The following is a 16,398-nucleotide window of genomic DNA, read 5'->3' as shown; positions in this document are numbered from 1 at the left end:
GCTTGCGTGTGGTGTTGCAAGCAGCTCAGAGCCGGCGCGGATGTAGACCTTGGGGAGAAGCGCGTGCTGCCGAGAGCCGGTGCCGCGTACAGCTGGTTCCCGCGAGCCTGCGCTGACACTGTCGCCTGCGCCGAGCGAGAGGCAGGAGATCGATGACGGTACGAGCGGTCATCCGGCACGCGGACTGGACGATCGGCCCCGACCGCACCCCGGGTGCGAGCGGACCGGTCTACGAGTTGGAGTGCACGTCGTGCGGTGAGGCGTCGGACGCGAGCGAGGAGCGGACCCTGCCAGAGGACTGGGCGCTACGTCACACCGGACGGAACACGGGCCACCGTAGCTATCGCGCCATCACCACGTCGTTCGTTCGCGTCGAGCCAGCGCCGGGGAACCCGCTACACGAGAAGGCTAACTAAGTGGAGCCTAACCCTCCGGCGCTCTGGCCAGGGCTCACACGGTGGGCGAGGATCGTTGGTCTAGCCAAAAGTTTCCTTGGTGCAACCTTGACGCAACCCTGGCGCTTTGGGTGGAAGTGAGTAAAGCTCGAAGCTCCTTCTGACCCGCCGGTCAGAAGCTCTACAGGCGGATCGTCCAGCGATCCATGGGCAGGATCAGATCAGCGGTTTCCACGGTGGCACCATGCGCATCCAGGCGAGTACGCACCACTCGGTACGCCATGGCATCGACAAGCAACCCCAGGGCGTGGGCGTGCTCTTCGCTCAGCCTTGCCACCCCGAGCTCAGCCGCGTAGCTGACGTAAGTTCGACGCTGGCCTTTCCACCAGGACAGCACGAGCATCGCCGACTTGCCGCCGGGCTCCAGGCACTCCACTGTCGCGTGCTGCAGCATCGTGCCGAGGGCGACCCCGAGACGCTCGGCGAGGTCGTCGGATGCACGCCGCGGCCGGGTATCCGTCGTCTCGGTGGCATACGGCCACTCGGCGTCGACGTCCGTGAGTGTGCGCATGGCACCTGGATGCGCCACGGTGACGTGCTTTCGTTCTTCTCCGTCAAGGATGTGCGTGTCTCGCAGCAGAACGTAGGCCAGGCGGACGGTCTGTTCGCCCGCCAACGCCATATTCGGCGGCAAGCGCCCTGCGGGAGGGTAGGGGTGCGCCAGCCGGCCACTCGCCTGCCTCAATTCGGCGGATGATGTCGGCGGCGATGCCGCGATAGCGCGCGTCGGCTGGCATCGAACCCCTGGCGTCGATCTTGACGTGAGGTCAGCAACCTATGAACCTGGCTGATCACTGGATATATCCAGTGCGCAACATATGCCGGGGGCAACTTCGGTAAAAGCTCGGGGGACGGTGCCCGTAAGGCGCCAGCCGTCGGGGAGGCCCTTCTCCTGTCGCGCACCCCTTTAGCGGCGGGAGAGGGGCTCGCCTCCCACGGGGCTGATGCTCAAACTTCTCCGAGTGGGGAGCCGTGGTCTCGTAGCCGAGCCAGGCCCCGTTCGTTGTGCAAGACGGCCGGGGCAAGGCCACGTTCCACCCCTCCAGGTGGTGGCCTTGCCCCGGCGCTTCACGTCCTTGGGCGTCTACTGGGAGACAAGTGGGAGATGATCAGCTCCAGAGGTCTCGAAACACCCGTAAGAGCCTCTAGAAACCTCCACCTTGAAGCTAGAGAAACGCCCCAATTTCGGGGGCTCTCAGCCCGCCGATTCCCCCGCGTGAGGACTCAGGACATCGGCTCCCACCAGCGCAAACAGCACCACGCCCAGGACGATCCGGTAGATCACGAAGGGCATGAAGCTCTTGGTCGTGATGAACTTCATGAACCAGGCGATGACCGCGTACCCCACCCCGAACGCGATGACCGTCGCGAAGATCGTCGGCCCCCAGGAGACGTGTCCCTCGCCCGCGTCCTTCAGCTCGAAGACACCCGAGGCGAGCACCGCCGGGACCGCCAGCAGGAACGAGTAGCGCGCCGCCGCCTCCCGGGTGTAGCCCATCAGGAGACCGCCGCTGATCGTGGCGCCGGACCGCGAGACGCCGGGGACGAGGGCCAGCGCCTGGCAGCAGCCGTAGATGAGGCCGTCCTTGACGCCCAGTTCGCGCAGCGTCTTGCGCTGCTTGCCGGCCCGGTGCCTGCCGCCCTTCTCGTCGCGGGCGGCCATCCGGTCCGCGACGCCGAGGACGACGCCCATCACGATCAGGGTGGTCGCGATCAGTCGCAGGTCGCGGAAGGGGCCCTCGATCTGGTCCTGGAACGCCAGGCCCAGCACGCCGATCGGGATGGAGCCGACGATGACCAGCCAGCCCATCTTGGCGTCGTGGTCGCCGCGCATCGAACGGTCCGTCAGCGACCGGAACCACGCCGAGACGATCCGGGCGATGTCCTTGCGGAAGTAGATGAGGACCGCGGCCTCCGTGCCGATCTGGGTGATCGCGGTGAAGGCCGCGCCCGGGTCCTGCCAGTCGGCGAACGCCGCGGTGAGCCGCAGGTGCGCGCTGGAGGAGATCGGCAGGAACTCGGTCAGTCCCTGGACGAGGCCGAGGACGAACGATTCGAACCAGCTCATGGGGCTTGGGCCATCCCGGGATACTCGTGCACCGGCCGCCGGCGTCGGGCGCCCGGCGGGTGCGGTTTGCGGTCATGCGAGGACAGGGCCCGGCCGGGCCCTGTCTCGTCTGTCGGTCGCGGGCAGCGTATCGCCCCCGGGTGAACGCCGGACGACACCCCCCGCGCGCCCCGCCCCGTCGCCCTCAGCCGCCCAGGCGGTGGCGGCGGCGCCAGGCGACCACGGCCGCTCCGGCCCCCGTCAGCACGATGAAGCCCATCGCCGCCAGGAACGCGGGCGAGGTGGGCGACGACGCCTCGCTCCCCGCCACCACGTACGCGGCGGTGTTCGGGACCGAGCCCAGGCCCGTCGCCACCAGGAACGGCGGATAGCCCATGCGCGAGACGGCGGCGCAGTAGTTGGCCGCGGCGAAGGGCACCCCGGGGAAGAGCCGGAGCGCCAGCATCGAGCGGAAGCCGTGCCGGCTCAGCTGTCCGTCCGCCGCCCGCAGCCAGCGCCCCCGTACCAGGGTGCGCAGCGCGTCCTGCCCCAGGACCCGGCCGAGCATGAAGGAGACTCCCGCGCCCAGCACCGTGCCGCCGATCGCCGCCCCGAGGCCCGCCTGCACCCCGAACAGGGCGCCCGCCGCGAGGTTCAGCAGCGGACGCGGCACGAACGCCACCGTGCAGACGCCGTACGCGAGTCCGAAGAGCACCGCCGCCGTGGACCCACCGCTCAGCTCCCCGAGTCTCCCGGAGGTCAGCAGCTGCTGCGGTTCGAGCAGCAGCATGGCCGTCGCGGCGCCCACGAGCACGGCGACGAGCAGCGAGAGCCGGGACCACGGCGACAGCAGCACGCGCGTGCAGCGCATGGCGAGGCCGGGGGCGGGCCGGGTGTCGGGGACGACATCGAGCATTCGGGGAGAGTAACCGACAAAGGTGTGTGATCGCCGTAATGCACCTCGGCCGGCCACTCGGCGACCCGCGCCCAATCCCCGTACGGCCCGCCGTAATTCGCTCGACGGGCGGGCGGCCCGTCGGAGATGATCGGCGCATGTCCCGGTACGCCTTCCCCGCAGCGCCGTCCGCAGTCGCGGACGCGCCGAAGGCTGCCGTGCGCACCCTCGCAGCAGGTGGCGCCGCAGCGGTCACCGCTGCCGCAGCGCCCCTCGGCGGCGCCCGAAGCTGACCCTCCCCCGGCCGTCCGGCGGACCCCGCGAGGGGAGGGTCGGCCGGCCCCGGGGTCCTCACGTCACGCTTCGCATCCCAAGGAATGAACATGCCCAAGACGGCATACGTGCGCACCAAGCCGCACCTCAACATCGGCACCATGGGCCACGTCGACCACGGCAAGACGACCCTGACCGCCGCCATCACCAAGGTCCTCAGCGACCGCGGCACCGGCACCTTCGTCCCCTTCGACCGCATCGACCGCGCGCCCGAGGAGGCGCAGCGCGGCATCACCATCAACATCGCGCACGTCGAGTACGAGACCCGGCACCCGGCACTACGCGCACATCGACATGCCCGGCCACGCCGACTACATCAAGAACATGGTCACCGGGGCCGCCCAGCTCGACGGGGCGATCCTCGTCGTCTCCGCGGTCGACGGGATCATGCCGCAGACCGCCGAGCACGTCCTGCTCGCCCGCCAGGTGGGCGTCGACCACATCGTGGTGGCGCTCAACAAGGCGGACGCCGGTGACCCCGAGCTCACCGACCTGGTCGAGCTGGAGGTGCGCGAGCTGCTGTCCGCGCACGGCTACGGCGGCGACACGGTGCCCGTCGTCCGCGTGTCGGGGCTGCGGGCGCTGGAGGGCGACCCGCGGTGGACGGGGGCCGTGGAGGCGCTGCTCGACGCCGTCGACACCTACGTACCGATGCCGGTGCGCTACACCGACGCTCCGTTCCTGCTGCCGGTGGAGAACGTCTTGACCATCACCGGCCGGGGCACGGTCGTCACCGGTGCCGTGGAGCGCGGCACGGTCCGCGTCGGCGACCGGGTTTCGGTGCTCGGCCCGGACATCGAGACGGTCGTCACCGGTCTGGAGACCTTCGGGAAACCGATGGAGTCCGCCGAGGCCGGCGACAACGTCGCGCTGCTCCTGCGCGGCGTCGAGCGCGACCGGGTGCGCCGCGGCCACGTCGTCGCGGCGCCGGGCAGCGTCACCCCGAGCCGGCGCTTCACCGCGCGGGTGTACGTCCTGTCGGGGCGCGAGGGCGGCCGCACCACCCCGGTCGCCACCGGTTACCGGCCGCAGTTCTACATCCGCACGGCCGACGTGGTCGGCGACATCGACCTCGGCGAGGCGGCGGTCGCGCGGCCCGGGGACACGGTCACCGTGACCGTCGAGCTGGGCCGGGACGTGCCCTTGGAGGCGGGCCTCGGCTTCGCCATCCGCGAGGGAGGCCGCACGGTCGGCGCGGGCACCGTCACGGAGCTGCTCTGAGCGCGACGGAGAGCGCGGGCCCGCCGCCCCGGACACCCGGGGCGGCGGGCCCACCGCACAATGGGGGAGTGAACGAGTCGATACCCGTCGTCCGGGACGTGGACCACGGCACCGCGCGCCTCCTCCCCGACGTGGACCGGGAACGGGCCTGGCTGCTCACGGTCGACGGCGCCCCGCAGTCCTACGTCGACCTCGACGCGCCCGAGCACCTGGAGTTCGAGTACGCCCGCCGGCTCGGCCATGTCGTGGACTGCGCGGCGGACCCGGGCGAGCCCCTGGACGTCCTGCACCTGGGAGGCGGCGGCCTCACCCTGCCCCGGTACGTCGCGGCGACCCGCCCCGGCTCCCGGCAGGAGGTGGCGGACGCGGACCGAGGGCTGCTCGACCTCGTCGCCGAGCACCTGCCGCTGCCACCGGACTGCGGCGTCACCGTGCACGCGGCGGACGCCCGCGCACGCCTGGAGGGGACCGCCCCCGGCTCGGTGGACCTGCTCATCGCGGACGTCTTCGGCGGCTCCCGGGTCCCCGCCCACCTCACCTCGGTCCCGTACGCCGAAGCGGCGGCGCGGGCGCTGCGGCCGGACGGGATCTACGCCGCGAACCTGGCCGACGGGCCGCCGTTCGGCTTCCTCCGCTCGCAGCTGGCCACCTTCGCGGCGGTCTTCGGTGAGCTGGCGCTGATCGCGGAGCCGGGCGTGCTGCGCGGCCGCCGCTTCGGCAACGTGGTCCTCGTCGCCTCCCGCGTCCCGCTCGACACGGCGGCCCTGGCCCGCCGGTGCGCGGGGGACGCGTTCGCGGCGCGGGTGGAGCACGGAGCGGCGCTGGCCGCGTTCGTCAACGGGGCCCGGCCGGTCGGGGACGAGGACGCGGTGGCGTCACCCGAGCCGCCCGACGGCGCCTTCAGCGTCGGCTGAGGTGGGCGGCACGAGCGGGGCGGCGGCCACCTCGACCGACTCGGTCCGGCGGGTCAGGTTGCGTACGTCCGGAACGAACAGCACCAGCCCCGTGACGAGCACGACCAGGCCCGCGCACCCCCACAGCGCCTGACTGCGTCCGACCAGGGACTCGACCGGTCCGGCGAGGGCGGTGGCGACCGGCACCATGGCCACCGAGCCGAACCAGTCGTAGGCCGAGACGCGCGACAGCTTCTCCTCCGGGATCTCCTGGTGCATGGCCGTCATCCAGGAGACGCCGAACACCTCGATCGCCGTACCGCTGACGAACATGACCAGGCAGAGCCAGGTCGCCGACAGCGGCACCGCGAGCCCGGCCGACGGGAGGGCCAGCGGGAAGACGCAGAGGGTTCCGGCCAGCAGCAGCCGGCGCGGCTTCCACCGCATCATCAGCAGGGCCCCGGCCAGGTTGCCGACGCCGAACGCGGCGAGCGCGAACCCCCAGGGCCGGGCACCGCCCAGTTCGTCGCGGGCGACCAGCGGCCCGTAGACCGCCTCGGCGGCTCCGACGGCGGCGACCACCACGGAGAACTGGGCGACGATGGACCAGAGCCACGGGCGGCCCGTGAACTCCTGCCAGCCGTCCCGCAGGTCCGCGAGCAGCCCGCCCCCGGGCTCACGGGCCGGGATGTGGCTGACGTCGAGGAAAGCGCGCAGGGCTCCCGCGACCGCGAAGGCGGCGGCGTCCACGGCGAGCACCCAGCCGGGGTCCATCGCCGCGATCATGGCGCCGCCGAGGGCCGCACCGCCGATCGCGGCGCCCTGGGTGGACATCCGGAAGAGCGCGAAGGCCCGGCTCGCCTGCTCGCCGCTGACGCTCGACATCAGCATCCCCTCGGCGGCCGGGCTGAAGAACGCCTGTCCGGTGCCGCAGAGCGCGGTGAGCAGCATCATCTGCCACAGCTTCGGGTCGCCGGACAGGACGAGCAGGGCGAAGAGTCCCTGCGAGACGCAGTTGAGGGTGTTGGCCGCGACCATCACCCGGTGGCGCGGCATCCGGTCGGCGATCGCCCCGCCGATGAGCAGGAAGAGCACCAGCGGCACGGTCCTGGCGGCGGCGACGAGACCGACGTCACCGCCGTCGCCGCCCGTCTGCAGGACCGCGAACGCCGCCGCGATCAGCGCGCCGTGGGTACCCAGGCCGGTGATGATCGAGGCGGCGGTCAGCAGCCGGTAGTTGCGGCCCGCCGGGACGGGGCGGGCGGAGCGGGGGGCGGGGGCGGCTGCGTCGGTCACCCAGGGACTATCGCGGCCGCCGCCCCGTTGCGCAAATGAGTTCCCCGACCGAGGTCAGGAAGCGTCCTCGGAGTCGACCACCGGCACCAGGCGCACGGTGCTGAGGATCTTCTCGATCGTCGCGTTCGGCAGCTCGTCGTCCACGTCCGCGGCGGCGTACAGCACCCACGAGGAGAACTCGCCCTTGCTGTTCTTGAACGTGAAGGCATACGTCTTGCCGTCGCTGCTGCACTTCGAGCGCTTGGTGACGTTGGGCGCGGTCGCGGTGACCAGGCTCCCGGTCAGCCCCGACTTGGTGGTGTACTGCTTGGCCTTGCTGATCTTGATGCTCTTCTTCGGCATGTGCTGCGCGAACGCGGCCCAGGCCCAGGTGCCCGCCTCGTTACGGGCGTTCACGTCGGCGTCCGTGGCGCCCTGCGCGCCCCGGGTGCCGGCGCCGGCCAGGCTGTACTTGTCCTCCGTGCCGTCCTTGTCGGCGTCGTCGGTGCACCACTTCTCCTTGAGGTCCGCCGGCCCGGTGAAGCCGATGAGCGGCAGGCCGTCGTTCTTCTTCTCGTCCTCGAAGAAGGACAGCACGCCGGGCGGGGACACCTCCCAGTCGCCCGGAACGTCGAACTGGGTGCCCCACTTGGGGTTCGTCACGACCTTCCAGCCCGCGATCTGCGGCTTGGCGTCCTCGCCGCCGCGCGGGTTGGCCTCCGAGGCGGACCCGGACGGCTTGGCGGGCGCGGACGACTTCTTGTCGTCGGCGACGTTCTTGCCGTCCTCGTCGTCGTCCTTGTTCAGCACGATGACGCCGGTGACCGCGGCGGCCACCACGACCGCGGTCGCCGCGACGATGGCGATGACCGTCGTCTTCTTCTTGTCGTTGCCCGGCTGCGGGGCACCGGGAGGGCCGGGCACCGCGTACTGCGGGACCGTCGGCTGCTGGTACGGGTTGGGCTGTCCGTACCCGCCCTGCCCGCCCTGCCCGCCCTGCTGCGGGTAGCCGTAGCCGGGCTGCTGGCCCGGCTGCTGGCCCTGCTGCTGATATCCCGGCTGCTGATAGGGATTCGGCTGCTGGTACCCCGGCTGCTGGTACGGGTTCTGGTTCTGGTCCTGCGGGTTCTGCTCGCCCCCGGGCGGCTGCTGTCCTGGCCACATGGCGAGTAACGATAGAGGTGCCCCGCCCGGCGTGCTACGTCCGCCCCCGTGTGCGAACGGTGAAGGAGCGGCGGCGGTAGGGAAGGCGAGTGTCCGCAGAGGCATGGCCAAAGATGCCTACCCATGAGTAACATCCCGTCCATGAGCGCTGAACAGATGACCGCGGGTGAGATGCTCGCCGCGACGGTCCCCATGGTCCGGACCCTCGACCTCGCATTCCTGGAGTCCACCGCCGAGCGCGCGGTGGTCCGCATGCCGGACCGGGCCGACTACCACAACCACGTCGGCGGACCGCACGCCGGAGCGATGTTCACGCTGGCCGAGTCGGCGAGCGGCGCCATCGTCATCGCCGCCTTCGGTGACCAGCTCTCCCGGGCCGTGCCGCTCGCGGTCAGCGCCGAGATCGCCTACAAGAAGCTGGCCATGGGCGAGGTCACCGCGACCGCCGTCCTCGGCCGCCCCGCCGCCGAGGTCGTCGCCGAACTCGACGCGGGCGAGCGTCCCGAGTTCCCGGTGACCGTGGAGATCCGGCGCGGGGACGGCGCCGTGACCGGTGAGATGACCGTCGTCTGGACGCTGCGCCCGAACTCCTGACCCCCTGGCGCGCGTGCGTACGAGAAGGGCCGCCCGGCACCGGCGGCCCTTCTTGCTGTCCGTCTCCGTGAAGCTGAGGGTAGGCTTCCCGCGGTGCGCCGATGAGTGTCCGGCGGGCGACAGGACATCACACGTAAGGAACCGGCGTTGCACATCCAGGAGTGGCTGGAGACCGTCCCCGCGATCAGCGTCTACATCCTGGTGGGCGGCGTCATCGGACTGGAGAGCCTGGGCATTCCGCTGCCCGGCGAGATCGTCCTGGTCAGCGCCGCGCTGCTGGCCGCGAGCCACGACGGCATCAACCCCTGGATCCTGGGCGCCTGCGCCACGGCCGGCGCCGTGATCGGGGACTCGATCGGTTACGCCATCGGCCGCAAGGGCGGACGGCCGCTGCTGGCCTGGCTCGGCGGGAAGTTCCCCAAGCACTTCGGTGAGAGCCAGATCGGCCTGGCCGAGCGCTCCTTCCAGAAGTGGGGCATGTGGGCCGTGTTCTTCGGCCGCTTCGTCGCCCTGCTGCGCATCTTCGCCGGTCCGCTGGCCGGTGTGCTGCACATGCCGTACTGGAAGTTCCTCATCGCCAACGTGCTCGGCGGGATCGTCTGGGCGGGCGGCACCACGGCCGTCATCTACTCGGTGGGCGTCGTCGCCGAGGCATGGCTCAAGCGGTTCTCCTACCTGGGCCTGGCCATCGCGGTCCTGATCGGCCTCGCCTCCATGCTGGTCCTCAAGAACCGCGCCAAGAAGGCCGCCGCCGCGCACTCCGCCGCCGCCGCCGAGCCGGAACCGGGGACCGTACCGGTCGCGGACTGACCCGGCGGGCCCGTCTGCCCCTCAGCCCTCGCAGGCGTCGCGGTGGGCCCTGGCCAGCTGCACGTAACCCACCGCGTTGAAGCGGACGCCTTCCAGCTCCTCCTCGGTCAGCGGACGCTTCACCTTCGCCGGAACGCCCGCGACCAGCGAACCCGGCGGTACGCGCATGCCCTGCGGTACGAGGGCCTGTGCCGCGACCAGCGAGCCCGCGCCGATGTGCGCGCCGTTGAGGACGGTGGCCCCCATGCCGATGAGGACGTCGTCCTCGACGGTGCAGCCGTGCAGGACGGCGTTGTGCCCGACCGAGACCCGCTCGCCGACCGTCACCGCGAAACCGGGGTCGACGTGGACGCTGCAGTTGTCCTGGATGTTGGAGTCCGCGCCGATCACGATGGGCCCGCAGTCCGCGCGCAGCACCGCCTGGTACCAGAGGCTGGAGCCCGCCGCCATGGTGATGTCGCCGATCGCCACCGACGTCGGCGCGGTGAACGCCTCCGCGTCGATGACCGGCTCCTTGCCGCCGATGCCCATGATCATCGCCTGCTCCGCCATCGCCCGTTCCTCCGTGTTCCGGCGCCGTCGGCCGCCGGGGAAACCGTATGCGACGCGTGGCCGCGCGCCCCTGTTGGGGTGAAGATCACAGGCCGGTCCCGCCGCCCCTTCGGTGGGCTCGGCTTACGGTGAGCGCGTGCCGAAGAACCGGAATCCGCTCGCTCTCCTGACCGCCTGGCGGCGGCGCCTCCTGTCCGGGGCCGTCCACCGCTGCTGGCGCTGGGCGCGCGAGGCGGGGGCGGTGACCGCCGAGCACCCCGGCGGGCTGCGGTTCGCCCGGATCGGCGAGGGCACGCGGCTGGCGTTCCCGCAGGGCACGGTCTTCGGGGAGCCGTGGATCCGGCTCGGCGACCACTGCGTCATCGGCGAACAGGTCACGCTGACCGCGGGCCTCATGCCCGACCTGGACCTCGGGCCGGACCCGATCCTCACCCTCGGCGACGGTGTCGTGCTGGGCCGGGGCAGCCATGTCGTCGCCGACACGACGGTGACCATAGGCGCGGACACGTACTGCGGTCCGTACGTCTACATCACCTCGACCAACCACAGCTACGACGACCCGCACCAGCCGGTCGGCAAGCAGTGGCCCCGGATGGAGCCCGTCTCCATCGGCCCGGGCTGCTGGATCGGCACCGGTGCGGTGATCCTGCCCGGCGCCCGCCTCGGCCGCAACGTCGTCGTGGCCGCCGGGGCGGTGGTCCGCGGCGAGGTGCCCGACCGGGCGGTGGTGGCCGGAGCGCCCGCCCGTGTCGTCCGCAGCTGGGACCAGGAGAAGGGCTGGCAGCCGCCCCTGCGGACACCGGCCCCGGTCCCGATTCCCGAGGGCGTCACCCCGGAACAACTGCTCGCCGTGGCCCAGCTCGACGAGGGCTGACCGCCCGGCTACCCCGTCGCGAGCAGCACCGTGCCTACCAGGGCGAGCCCCGCGCCCGCCGCCTGCACACCCCGCAGCCGCTCCTTCAGGAACCCGCGCGCGGCCAGGGCGGTCACCACCGGGTAGAGCGAGGCCAGCACGGCGGCGACGGTGACCGGTCCGTGCTGGGCGGCCACCGCGTACGTGCCGTTGGCCGCGACGTCCGCGAGGCCGACGAAGGCAAGCGCCGGCAGTGCGGCCCGGACCGCCGACGCGCCGCCGGCCTCGGGCAGCGCCCGGCCGCCCCGCCGCACCGAGACGTACAGCGCCCCGCCGCCCACCACCACGTTGGTGACGCGCTGGACGAACAGGGCGAGGAACAGTCCGGTCACCGTGGTCGACGCCTCGGCGATCAGCGACATCACGGTCCCGAAGCCGAAGGCCGCCACCAGCGTCAGCAGGACCGCCCGCCGCTGCACCGGAGCCCCGCGCAGCTGCGGGCCGCCCGCCATCACGATGCCCGCGACGGCGACCGCGACGCCGGCGCCCTGGAGGAGATCCGGACGCTCCCCGGCGATCAGCCCGATGCCCACCGGCACGGCGACCCCGAGCGAGCCGAGCGGGGAGACCACGCCCATCGGGCCGAGCGCGAGCGCCTGGTAGAAGCAGAGCATCGCGACCGGTCCGACGACCCCCGCGGCGACCGCGTACCAGAGCCGGGGCCCCGCCTCGCCCCAGCCGCCCGTGGCGGTCACGATCACGCCCAGCACCACCGCCGTGATGATCTGCGAGACCACGACCACGGTCAGCGCGGGCATACGCCGGGTCAGCAGGCCGCCCCCGAAGTCGGCCAGCCCCCACAGGAGGCTGGTGGCCAGGGCGAGCAACGCGGTCATGGGGGCCTCGCAGTACAGTGCGGCGGACGGTCGGGTATACCGCACCGTAGTACAGGATGCTGGACCATGCCATACAGGATATTGGACGGATTGTGACTGACCTCGATCAGCTGACCCAGTCCCTCGCCCGCAATCTCAAGCGCTGGCGCGGTGAACGCGGCTTCACGCTGGACCAGTTGGCGGCCCGCGCCGGAGTCAGCCGCGGCATGATCATCCAGATCGAGCAGGCCCGCACCAACCCCAGCGTCGGCACCACGGTCAAGCTGGCCGACGCGCTCGGCGTGAGCATCACCACGCTGCTCGACTACGAACAGGGCTCCCCGGTCCGCTTGGTCCCCGCCGACCAGGCCGTGCGCCTCTGGTCCACCGAGGCGGGCAGCGCCACCACCCTCCTGGTGGGCACGGAGGCCCGGGGCCCCCTCGAACTCTGGTCCTGGCGGCTGATGCCCGGCGACGGCAGCCGGTCCGACCCGCACCCCGAGGGCACGGTCGAACTGCTCCACGTCACCGCCGGCACCCTCACGCTGGTCGTCGCCGACACCCCCTACGCGGTGGACGCCGGCACCTCCGCCACCTTCGAGGCGCACCACCCGCACGCCTACCGCAACGAGGGCACCGAACCCGTCGAACTCACCATGGCCGTCAGCATTCCGCCCGCCAGATGAGACGCCCCGCACCCCCGCGAGCGGCGCTGTTAGCGTGACGCGCATGCGCGCACCCATCGGCTCCTTCGAGAACGCCGGCCCCGCCGTGGACCGTCAGGACCTCCTCACCGCCCCCGTGGCCCAGGCGGTGCGCACGGGGTGGGGCGGCGTCACCCCCGACCAGGTCCTGCATGTCGACACCGACCCGGAGATCGCCGACACCGCGGCCTTCGTCGCCCACCACGGGGCGGAGCTGCTCGACCACTCGGCGAACTGCGTCGTGCTCTCCGGCAAACGCGGCGCCGACGTCACCCTCGCCGCCTGCCTCGTCCTGTCGCACTCCCGCGTCGATGTGAACGGCGTCGCCCGCAAGCACCTCGGCCTGCGCAAGGCGCGGTTCGCCTCGATGGACACGGCGGTCGGCGAGACCGGCATGGAGTACGGCGGCATCACGCCCATCGGGCTCCCCGCCGCCTGGCCGCTGCTGATCGACTCCGCCGTCGTGGACGAGGAGTGGGTCCTGATCGGCAGCGGCTCGCGCCGGGGCAAGCTGATCGTGACCGGCAAGGCGTTGGCCGCCCTGCCCGGCGCGGTGGTCCTCGACGGGCTGGGCGTCCGCGTCCCGGACGCTTCCTAAGCTCCGAGCTTCGGGATCTCGATGGCGGGGCAGCGGTCCATGACCATGTCCAGACCGGCCGCCCGGGTGCGCTCGTACGCGTCCTCGTCCACCACGCCGAGCTGGAACCAGACGGCCCGGGCGCCCTGGGCGACGGCCTCGTCGGCCACCGCGCCCGCCAGGTCGCTGTTGACGAAGACGTCGACCACGTCCACCCGGAACGGGATGTCCGCCAGCGAGGCGTACCCCTGCTCGCCGTGCACCCGCTCGGCCTTCGGGTGCACCGGGACCACGCGCTTGCCGAAACGCTGGAGCACCTCGGCCACCCCATAGGCCGCGCGCGAGCGGTTGTTCGACAGCCCCACCACGGCCCAGGTGTCGCCGGTGTCTTCCAGGATCCTGCGGATCGTCTCCGTGTCTGCGTACATGCACCGGACAACCGGCGGCCCGCCCCGGCCATTCCCGCAGGTGCGCATAGGGTGGCGGGATGCAGGAGGAGTACCGGACCGTCGCCCGCGCGGGCGTGCACGAGAGCGAGATCAACCGGTCCCGCTTCATCTGCGCGCTCGCCCCCGCGGCCACCGAGGAGGAGGCGCAGGAGTTCGTCGCCCGCGTCCGCAGGGAGCACCCGACCGCCACGCACAACTGCTACGCGTACGTGATCGGCGCCGACGCCTCCGTGCAGAAGGCGAGCGACGACGGCGAGCCCGGCGGCACCGCGGGCGTCCCGATGCTCCAGATGCTCACCCGCCGCGAGGTGTGTTACGCCGTCGCCGTCGTCACCCGCTACTACGGCGGGGTGAAGCTGGGCGCCGGCGGGCTGATCAGGGCGTACGGGGGAGTGGTCGGCGAAGCCCTGGACGCGCTCGGCACCCGCACCCGGCGCCGCTTCCGGCTCGCCACGGTCACCGTCGGCCACCAGCGGGCGGGCAGACTGGAGAACGAACTGCGCGCCACCGGCCGGACGGTGCGCGCGGTACGGTACGCGGCCGACGTGACCATCGAGATCGCGCTGCCGGACGCCGACGTGGAGGCGTTCCGCCGCTGGCTGGCCGACGCGACGGCGGGCGAGGCGCGGGTGGAGCTGGGCGGCGAGGCGTACGACGACGCGTGAGGCGCCTCTCCCGGACGCGGGTCCGGGCCCCCGGCGGGATGGGACACTGTGGGGCGTGAGGGCACAGGGGCGGAGGAAGCGCATGCGGACCGGAGCCGGGTCGTGAGGATTCTGCACACATCGGACTGGCACCTCGGCCGGTCGTTCCACCGGGTCCCCCTGCTCGACGCCCAGGCCGCCTACCTCGACCACCTGGTCGCCACGGTCGCCGAGCACGCGGTCGACGTCGTCGTCGTCGCGGGTGACGTGTACGACAGGGCGGTGCCCCCGCTCAGCGCGGTGGAACTCTTCGACTCCGCGCTGCACCGGCTCGCCGCCGCCGGGGTGCCCACGGTGATGATCTCCGGCAACCACGACTCGGCCCGCCGCCTGGGCGTCGGCGCCGGGCTCATCGGCCGGGCCGGCATCCACCTGCGCACCGACCCCGCGCACTGCGGCACGCCCGTCGTCATTCCCGACGCGCACGGCGACGTGGCGTTCTACGGGCTGCCGTACCTGGAGCCCGCCCTGGTCAAGGACGTCTTCAAAGCCGAACGCGCCGGGCACGAGGCCGTCCTGACCGCGGCCATGGACCGCGTCCGCGCCGACCTCGCGGCCCGCCCGGACTCCACCCGGTCCGTCGTCCTCGCCCACGCCTTCGTCGCCGGCGGCGAACCCAGCGACAGCGAGCGGGACATCACCGTCGGCGGCGTCGCCGCGGTCCCGTCCGGGGTCTTCGACGGCGTCGACTACGTGGCGCTCGGCCATCTCCACGGCTGCCAGGCCGTCACCGACCGCGTCCGGTACTCCGGCTCCCCGCTCGCCTACTCGTTCTCGGAGGCCACCCACCGCAAGACCATGTGGCTCATCGACCTGGACGCCTCGGGAGCGGTCACCGGCGAACGGATCGACTGCCCGGTGCCCCGCCGCCTCGCCCGGCTGCGCGGCCGGCTGGACGACCTCCTCGACGACCCGGCGCTCGACCGCCACGAGGACGCCTGGGTGGAGGCCACCCTCACCGACCCGGTCCGCCCCGCCGACCCCATGGCCCGGCTCACCGAGCGCTTCCCGCACACCCTCGCCCTCGTCTTCGAACCGGACCGGGCACCCGACGACCCGGACCTCTCCTACGCCCGCCGCCTGCGCGGCCGCGACGACCAGACCATCGCGGAGGACTTCGTGGCCCACGTCCGAGGCGGCTGGGGGACCGACGAACAGGAGCGGGCGGTCCTGCGGGGCGCCTTCGACCATGTCCGGGTGGACGACGGCGTACGCGAGGTGAACCGGTGAGGCTCCACACCCTCCGCGTCACCGCGTTCGGCCCCTTCGGCGCCACCCAGGAGATCGACTTCGACGCGCTGTCCGCCGCCGGGCTCTTCCTGCTCCACGGACCGACCGGAGCCGGCAAGACCTCCGTCCTGGACGCCGTCTGCTACGCCCTGTACGGCGCGGTCCCGGGCGCCCGGCAGAGCCCCGGCACCTCGCTGCGCAGCGACCACGCCCCGGCGGACCTGCCGACCGAGGTCCTGCTCGACCTCACCGTCGGCGGGCGCCGCCTGGAGGTCACCCGTCGCCCGGCCCAGCCCCGCCCCAAGAAGCGCGGCGGCGGCCACACCACGGAGAAAGGCCAGAGCTGGCTGCGCGAGTACGACCCCGAGGACGGCTGGCGGGCGCTCAGCCGGTCGCACCAGGAGATCGGCGAGGAGATCACCCAGCTCGTCGGCATGAGCCGCGAGCAGTTCTGCCAGGTGGTCCTGCTGCCCCAGGGCGACTTCGCCCGCTTCCTGCGCGCCGACGCCGAGGCGCGCGGCCGGCTCCTCGGCCGGCTCTTCGACACCCGGCGCTTCGCGGCCGTCGAGGAACGCCTCGCCGAGCTGCGCCGGACGGCCGAGGCCCAGGTCAAGACCGGTGACGAGAGGATCCTCGCGCTCGCCCAGCGCATCGCCCAGGCCGGCGGGCCCGCCGCCCGGGAGTGCCCGCTGCCGGATGTCCGGCCCGGCGACCCCGGCCTCGCGGACGCGGTCCTCGGCTGGGCCGCGACAGCCCGCAGCGGCGCG

Annotated in this window: 18 protein-coding genes and 1 pseudogene; 10 read left to right on the top strand and 9 right to left on the bottom strand. The window is 72.5% G+C overall.

Features of this window, described 5'->3' with window-relative positions; all coding sequences use genetic code 11:
* Positions 1 to 576: 576 nt before the first annotated feature.
* The 4 genes from G3I41_RS22370 to G3I41_RS22355 form a co-directional block, all read right to left on the bottom strand.
* Complete coding sequence (locus tag G3I41_RS22370) at positions 577 to 1,071, bottom strand: hypothetical protein (protein WP_164402172.1); 495 nt, start codon at positions 1,069 to 1,071, stop codon at positions 577 to 579.
* Entirely contained in the window at positions 1,010 to 1,192 is a 183-nt protein-coding gene (locus tag G3I41_RS22365; RefSeq protein ID WP_164402187.1) for a GntR family transcriptional regulator, read from the bottom strand. Before G3I41_RS22365 ends, G3I41_RS22370 begins: the two co-directional genes overlap by 62 nt.
* 458 nt (positions 1,193 to 1,650) lie before the next feature.
* Positions 1,651 to 2,523 (bottom strand): undecaprenyl-diphosphate phosphatase, encoded by an 873-nt coding sequence (locus tag G3I41_RS22360; protein ID WP_164402186.1) that lies wholly within the window; start codon positions 2,521 to 2,523, stop codon positions 1,651 to 1,653.
* A 184-nt stretch (positions 2,524 to 2,707) separates the two neighbouring features.
* Entirely contained in the window at positions 2,708 to 3,418 is a 711-nt protein-coding gene (locus tag G3I41_RS22355; RefSeq protein ID WP_164402185.1) for a TVP38/TMEM64 family protein, read from the bottom strand.
* A gap of 362 nt (positions 3,419 to 3,780) precedes the next feature.
* Here G3I41_RS22355 and tuf point away from each other — a divergent pair.
* Both tuf and G3I41_RS22345 read left to right on the top strand, forming a co-directional pair.
* Positions 3,781 to 4,951: pseudogene (gene tuf / locus G3I41_RS22350) on the top strand (elongation factor Tu).
* A 68-nt stretch (positions 4,952 to 5,019) separates the two neighbouring features.
* Positions 5,020 to 5,865, top strand: a complete 846-nt coding sequence (locus tag G3I41_RS22345) for a fused MFS/spermidine synthase (RefSeq protein WP_164402184.1) — start codon at positions 5,020 to 5,022, stop codon at positions 5,863 to 5,865.
* Here the strand turns inward: G3I41_RS22345 and G3I41_RS22340 are convergent.
* Together G3I41_RS22340 and G3I41_RS22335 are read right to left on the bottom strand one after the other, a co-directional pair.
* The gene (locus G3I41_RS22340; RefSeq protein ID WP_164402183.1) at positions 5,827 to 7,140 is read right to left on the bottom strand and encodes an MFS transporter; all 1,314 of its coding nucleotides are present in this window, start codon (positions 7,138 to 7,140) and stop codon (positions 5,827 to 5,829) included. The two genes, G3I41_RS22345 and G3I41_RS22340, sit on opposite strands and share 39 nt — an antisense overlap.
* Before the next feature lie 54 nt (positions 7,141 to 7,194).
* Positions 7,195 to 8,283: a hypothetical protein gene (locus G3I41_RS22335; protein WP_164402182.1), complete on the bottom strand. Its 1,089-nt coding sequence runs from the start codon at positions 8,281 to 8,283 to the stop codon at positions 7,195 to 7,197.
* Between the two features lie 156 nt (positions 8,284 to 8,439).
* On the opposite strand from G3I41_RS22335, the gene G3I41_RS22330 reads away from it, so the two are divergent.
* Positions 8,440 to 8,877 carry a DUF4442 domain-containing protein gene (locus G3I41_RS22330; protein WP_164402204.1) on the top strand — a complete coding sequence of 146 codons (438 nt, stop codon included), beginning with the start codon at positions 8,440 to 8,442 and terminating at the stop codon, positions 8,875 to 8,877.
* A gap of 147 nt (positions 8,878 to 9,024) precedes the next feature.
* A complete protein-coding gene (locus G3I41_RS22325; RefSeq protein ID WP_164402181.1) occupies positions 9,025 to 9,687 on the top strand; it encodes a DedA family protein in 663 nt (220 codons plus the stop codon).
* 21 nt (positions 9,688 to 9,708) lie between these two features.
* Here G3I41_RS22325 and G3I41_RS22320 read toward each other — a convergent pair whose 3' ends face one another.
* On the bottom strand, positions 9,709 to 10,239 hold the full coding sequence (locus tag G3I41_RS22320) for a gamma carbonic anhydrase family protein (protein ID WP_164402180.1): 531 nt from the start codon (positions 10,237 to 10,239) through the stop codon (positions 9,709 to 9,711).
* A gap of 136 nt (positions 10,240 to 10,375) precedes the next feature.
* On the opposite strand from G3I41_RS22320, the gene G3I41_RS22315 reads away from it, so the two are divergent.
* Positions 10,376 to 11,113 (top strand): acyltransferase, encoded by a 738-nt coding sequence (locus G3I41_RS22315; RefSeq protein WP_164402179.1) that lies wholly within the window; start codon positions 10,376 to 10,378, stop codon positions 11,111 to 11,113.
* 8 nt (positions 11,114 to 11,121) lie between these two features.
* Here the strand turns inward: G3I41_RS22315 and G3I41_RS22310 are convergent, their stop codons facing one another.
* Positions 11,122 to 11,988 carry a DMT family transporter gene (locus G3I41_RS22310; RefSeq protein ID WP_164402178.1) on the bottom strand — a complete coding sequence of 289 codons (867 nt, stop codon included), beginning with the start codon at positions 11,986 to 11,988 and terminating at the stop codon, positions 11,122 to 11,124.
* Between the two features lie 92 nt (positions 11,989 to 12,080).
* Here G3I41_RS22310 and G3I41_RS22305 point away from each other — a divergent pair, with 92 nt between their 5' ends.
* Both G3I41_RS22305 and G3I41_RS22300 read left to right on the top strand, forming a co-directional pair.
* The gene (locus G3I41_RS22305; protein ID WP_143621773.1) at positions 12,081 to 12,653 is read left to right on the top strand and encodes an XRE family transcriptional regulator; all 573 of its coding nucleotides are present in this window, start codon (positions 12,081 to 12,083) and stop codon (positions 12,651 to 12,653) included.
* A 43-nt stretch (positions 12,654 to 12,696) separates the two neighbouring features.
* Positions 12,697 to 13,269 (top strand): YbaK/EbsC family protein, encoded by a 573-nt coding sequence (locus G3I41_RS22300; RefSeq protein WP_164402177.1) that lies wholly within the window; start codon positions 12,697 to 12,699, stop codon positions 13,267 to 13,269.
* On the opposite strand, the gene G3I41_RS22295 is transcribed toward G3I41_RS22300, so the two are convergent.
* Positions 13,266 to 13,676, bottom strand: a complete 411-nt coding sequence (locus G3I41_RS22295; protein WP_164402176.1) for a CoA-binding protein — start codon at positions 13,674 to 13,676, stop codon at positions 13,266 to 13,268. The two genes, G3I41_RS22300 and G3I41_RS22295, sit on opposite strands and share 4 nt — an antisense overlap.
* 59 nt (positions 13,677 to 13,735) lie before the next feature.
* Between G3I41_RS22295 and G3I41_RS22290 the strand changes: the two genes are divergently transcribed.
* From G3I41_RS22290 to G3I41_RS22280, 3 genes are all read left to right on the top strand, one after another.
* Entirely contained in the window at positions 13,736 to 14,362 is a 627-nt protein-coding gene (locus G3I41_RS22290) for a YigZ family protein (protein ID WP_164402175.1), read from the top strand.
* Between the two features lie 102 nt (positions 14,363 to 14,464).
* Positions 14,465 to 15,631, top strand: coding sequence for an exonuclease SbcCD subunit D (locus tag G3I41_RS22285; RefSeq protein ID WP_164402174.1), 1,167 nt, complete (start codon positions 14,465 to 14,467; stop codon positions 15,629 to 15,631).
* A partial coding sequence (locus G3I41_RS22280; protein WP_164402173.1) for an SMC family ATPase occupies positions 15,628 to 16,398 on the top strand: 771 nt, incomplete at its 3' end. The genes G3I41_RS22285 and G3I41_RS22280, both read left to right, overlap by 4 nt.

This window comes from Streptomyces sp. SID9727 (genome assembly GCF_010550605.1).
Classification (GTDB): domain Bacteria; phylum Actinomycetota; class Actinomycetes; order Streptomycetales; family Streptomycetaceae; genus Streptomyces.
Note: the sequence above shows the minus strand (reverse complement) of the source record. Positions and strands in the feature narration are given on the sequence as shown.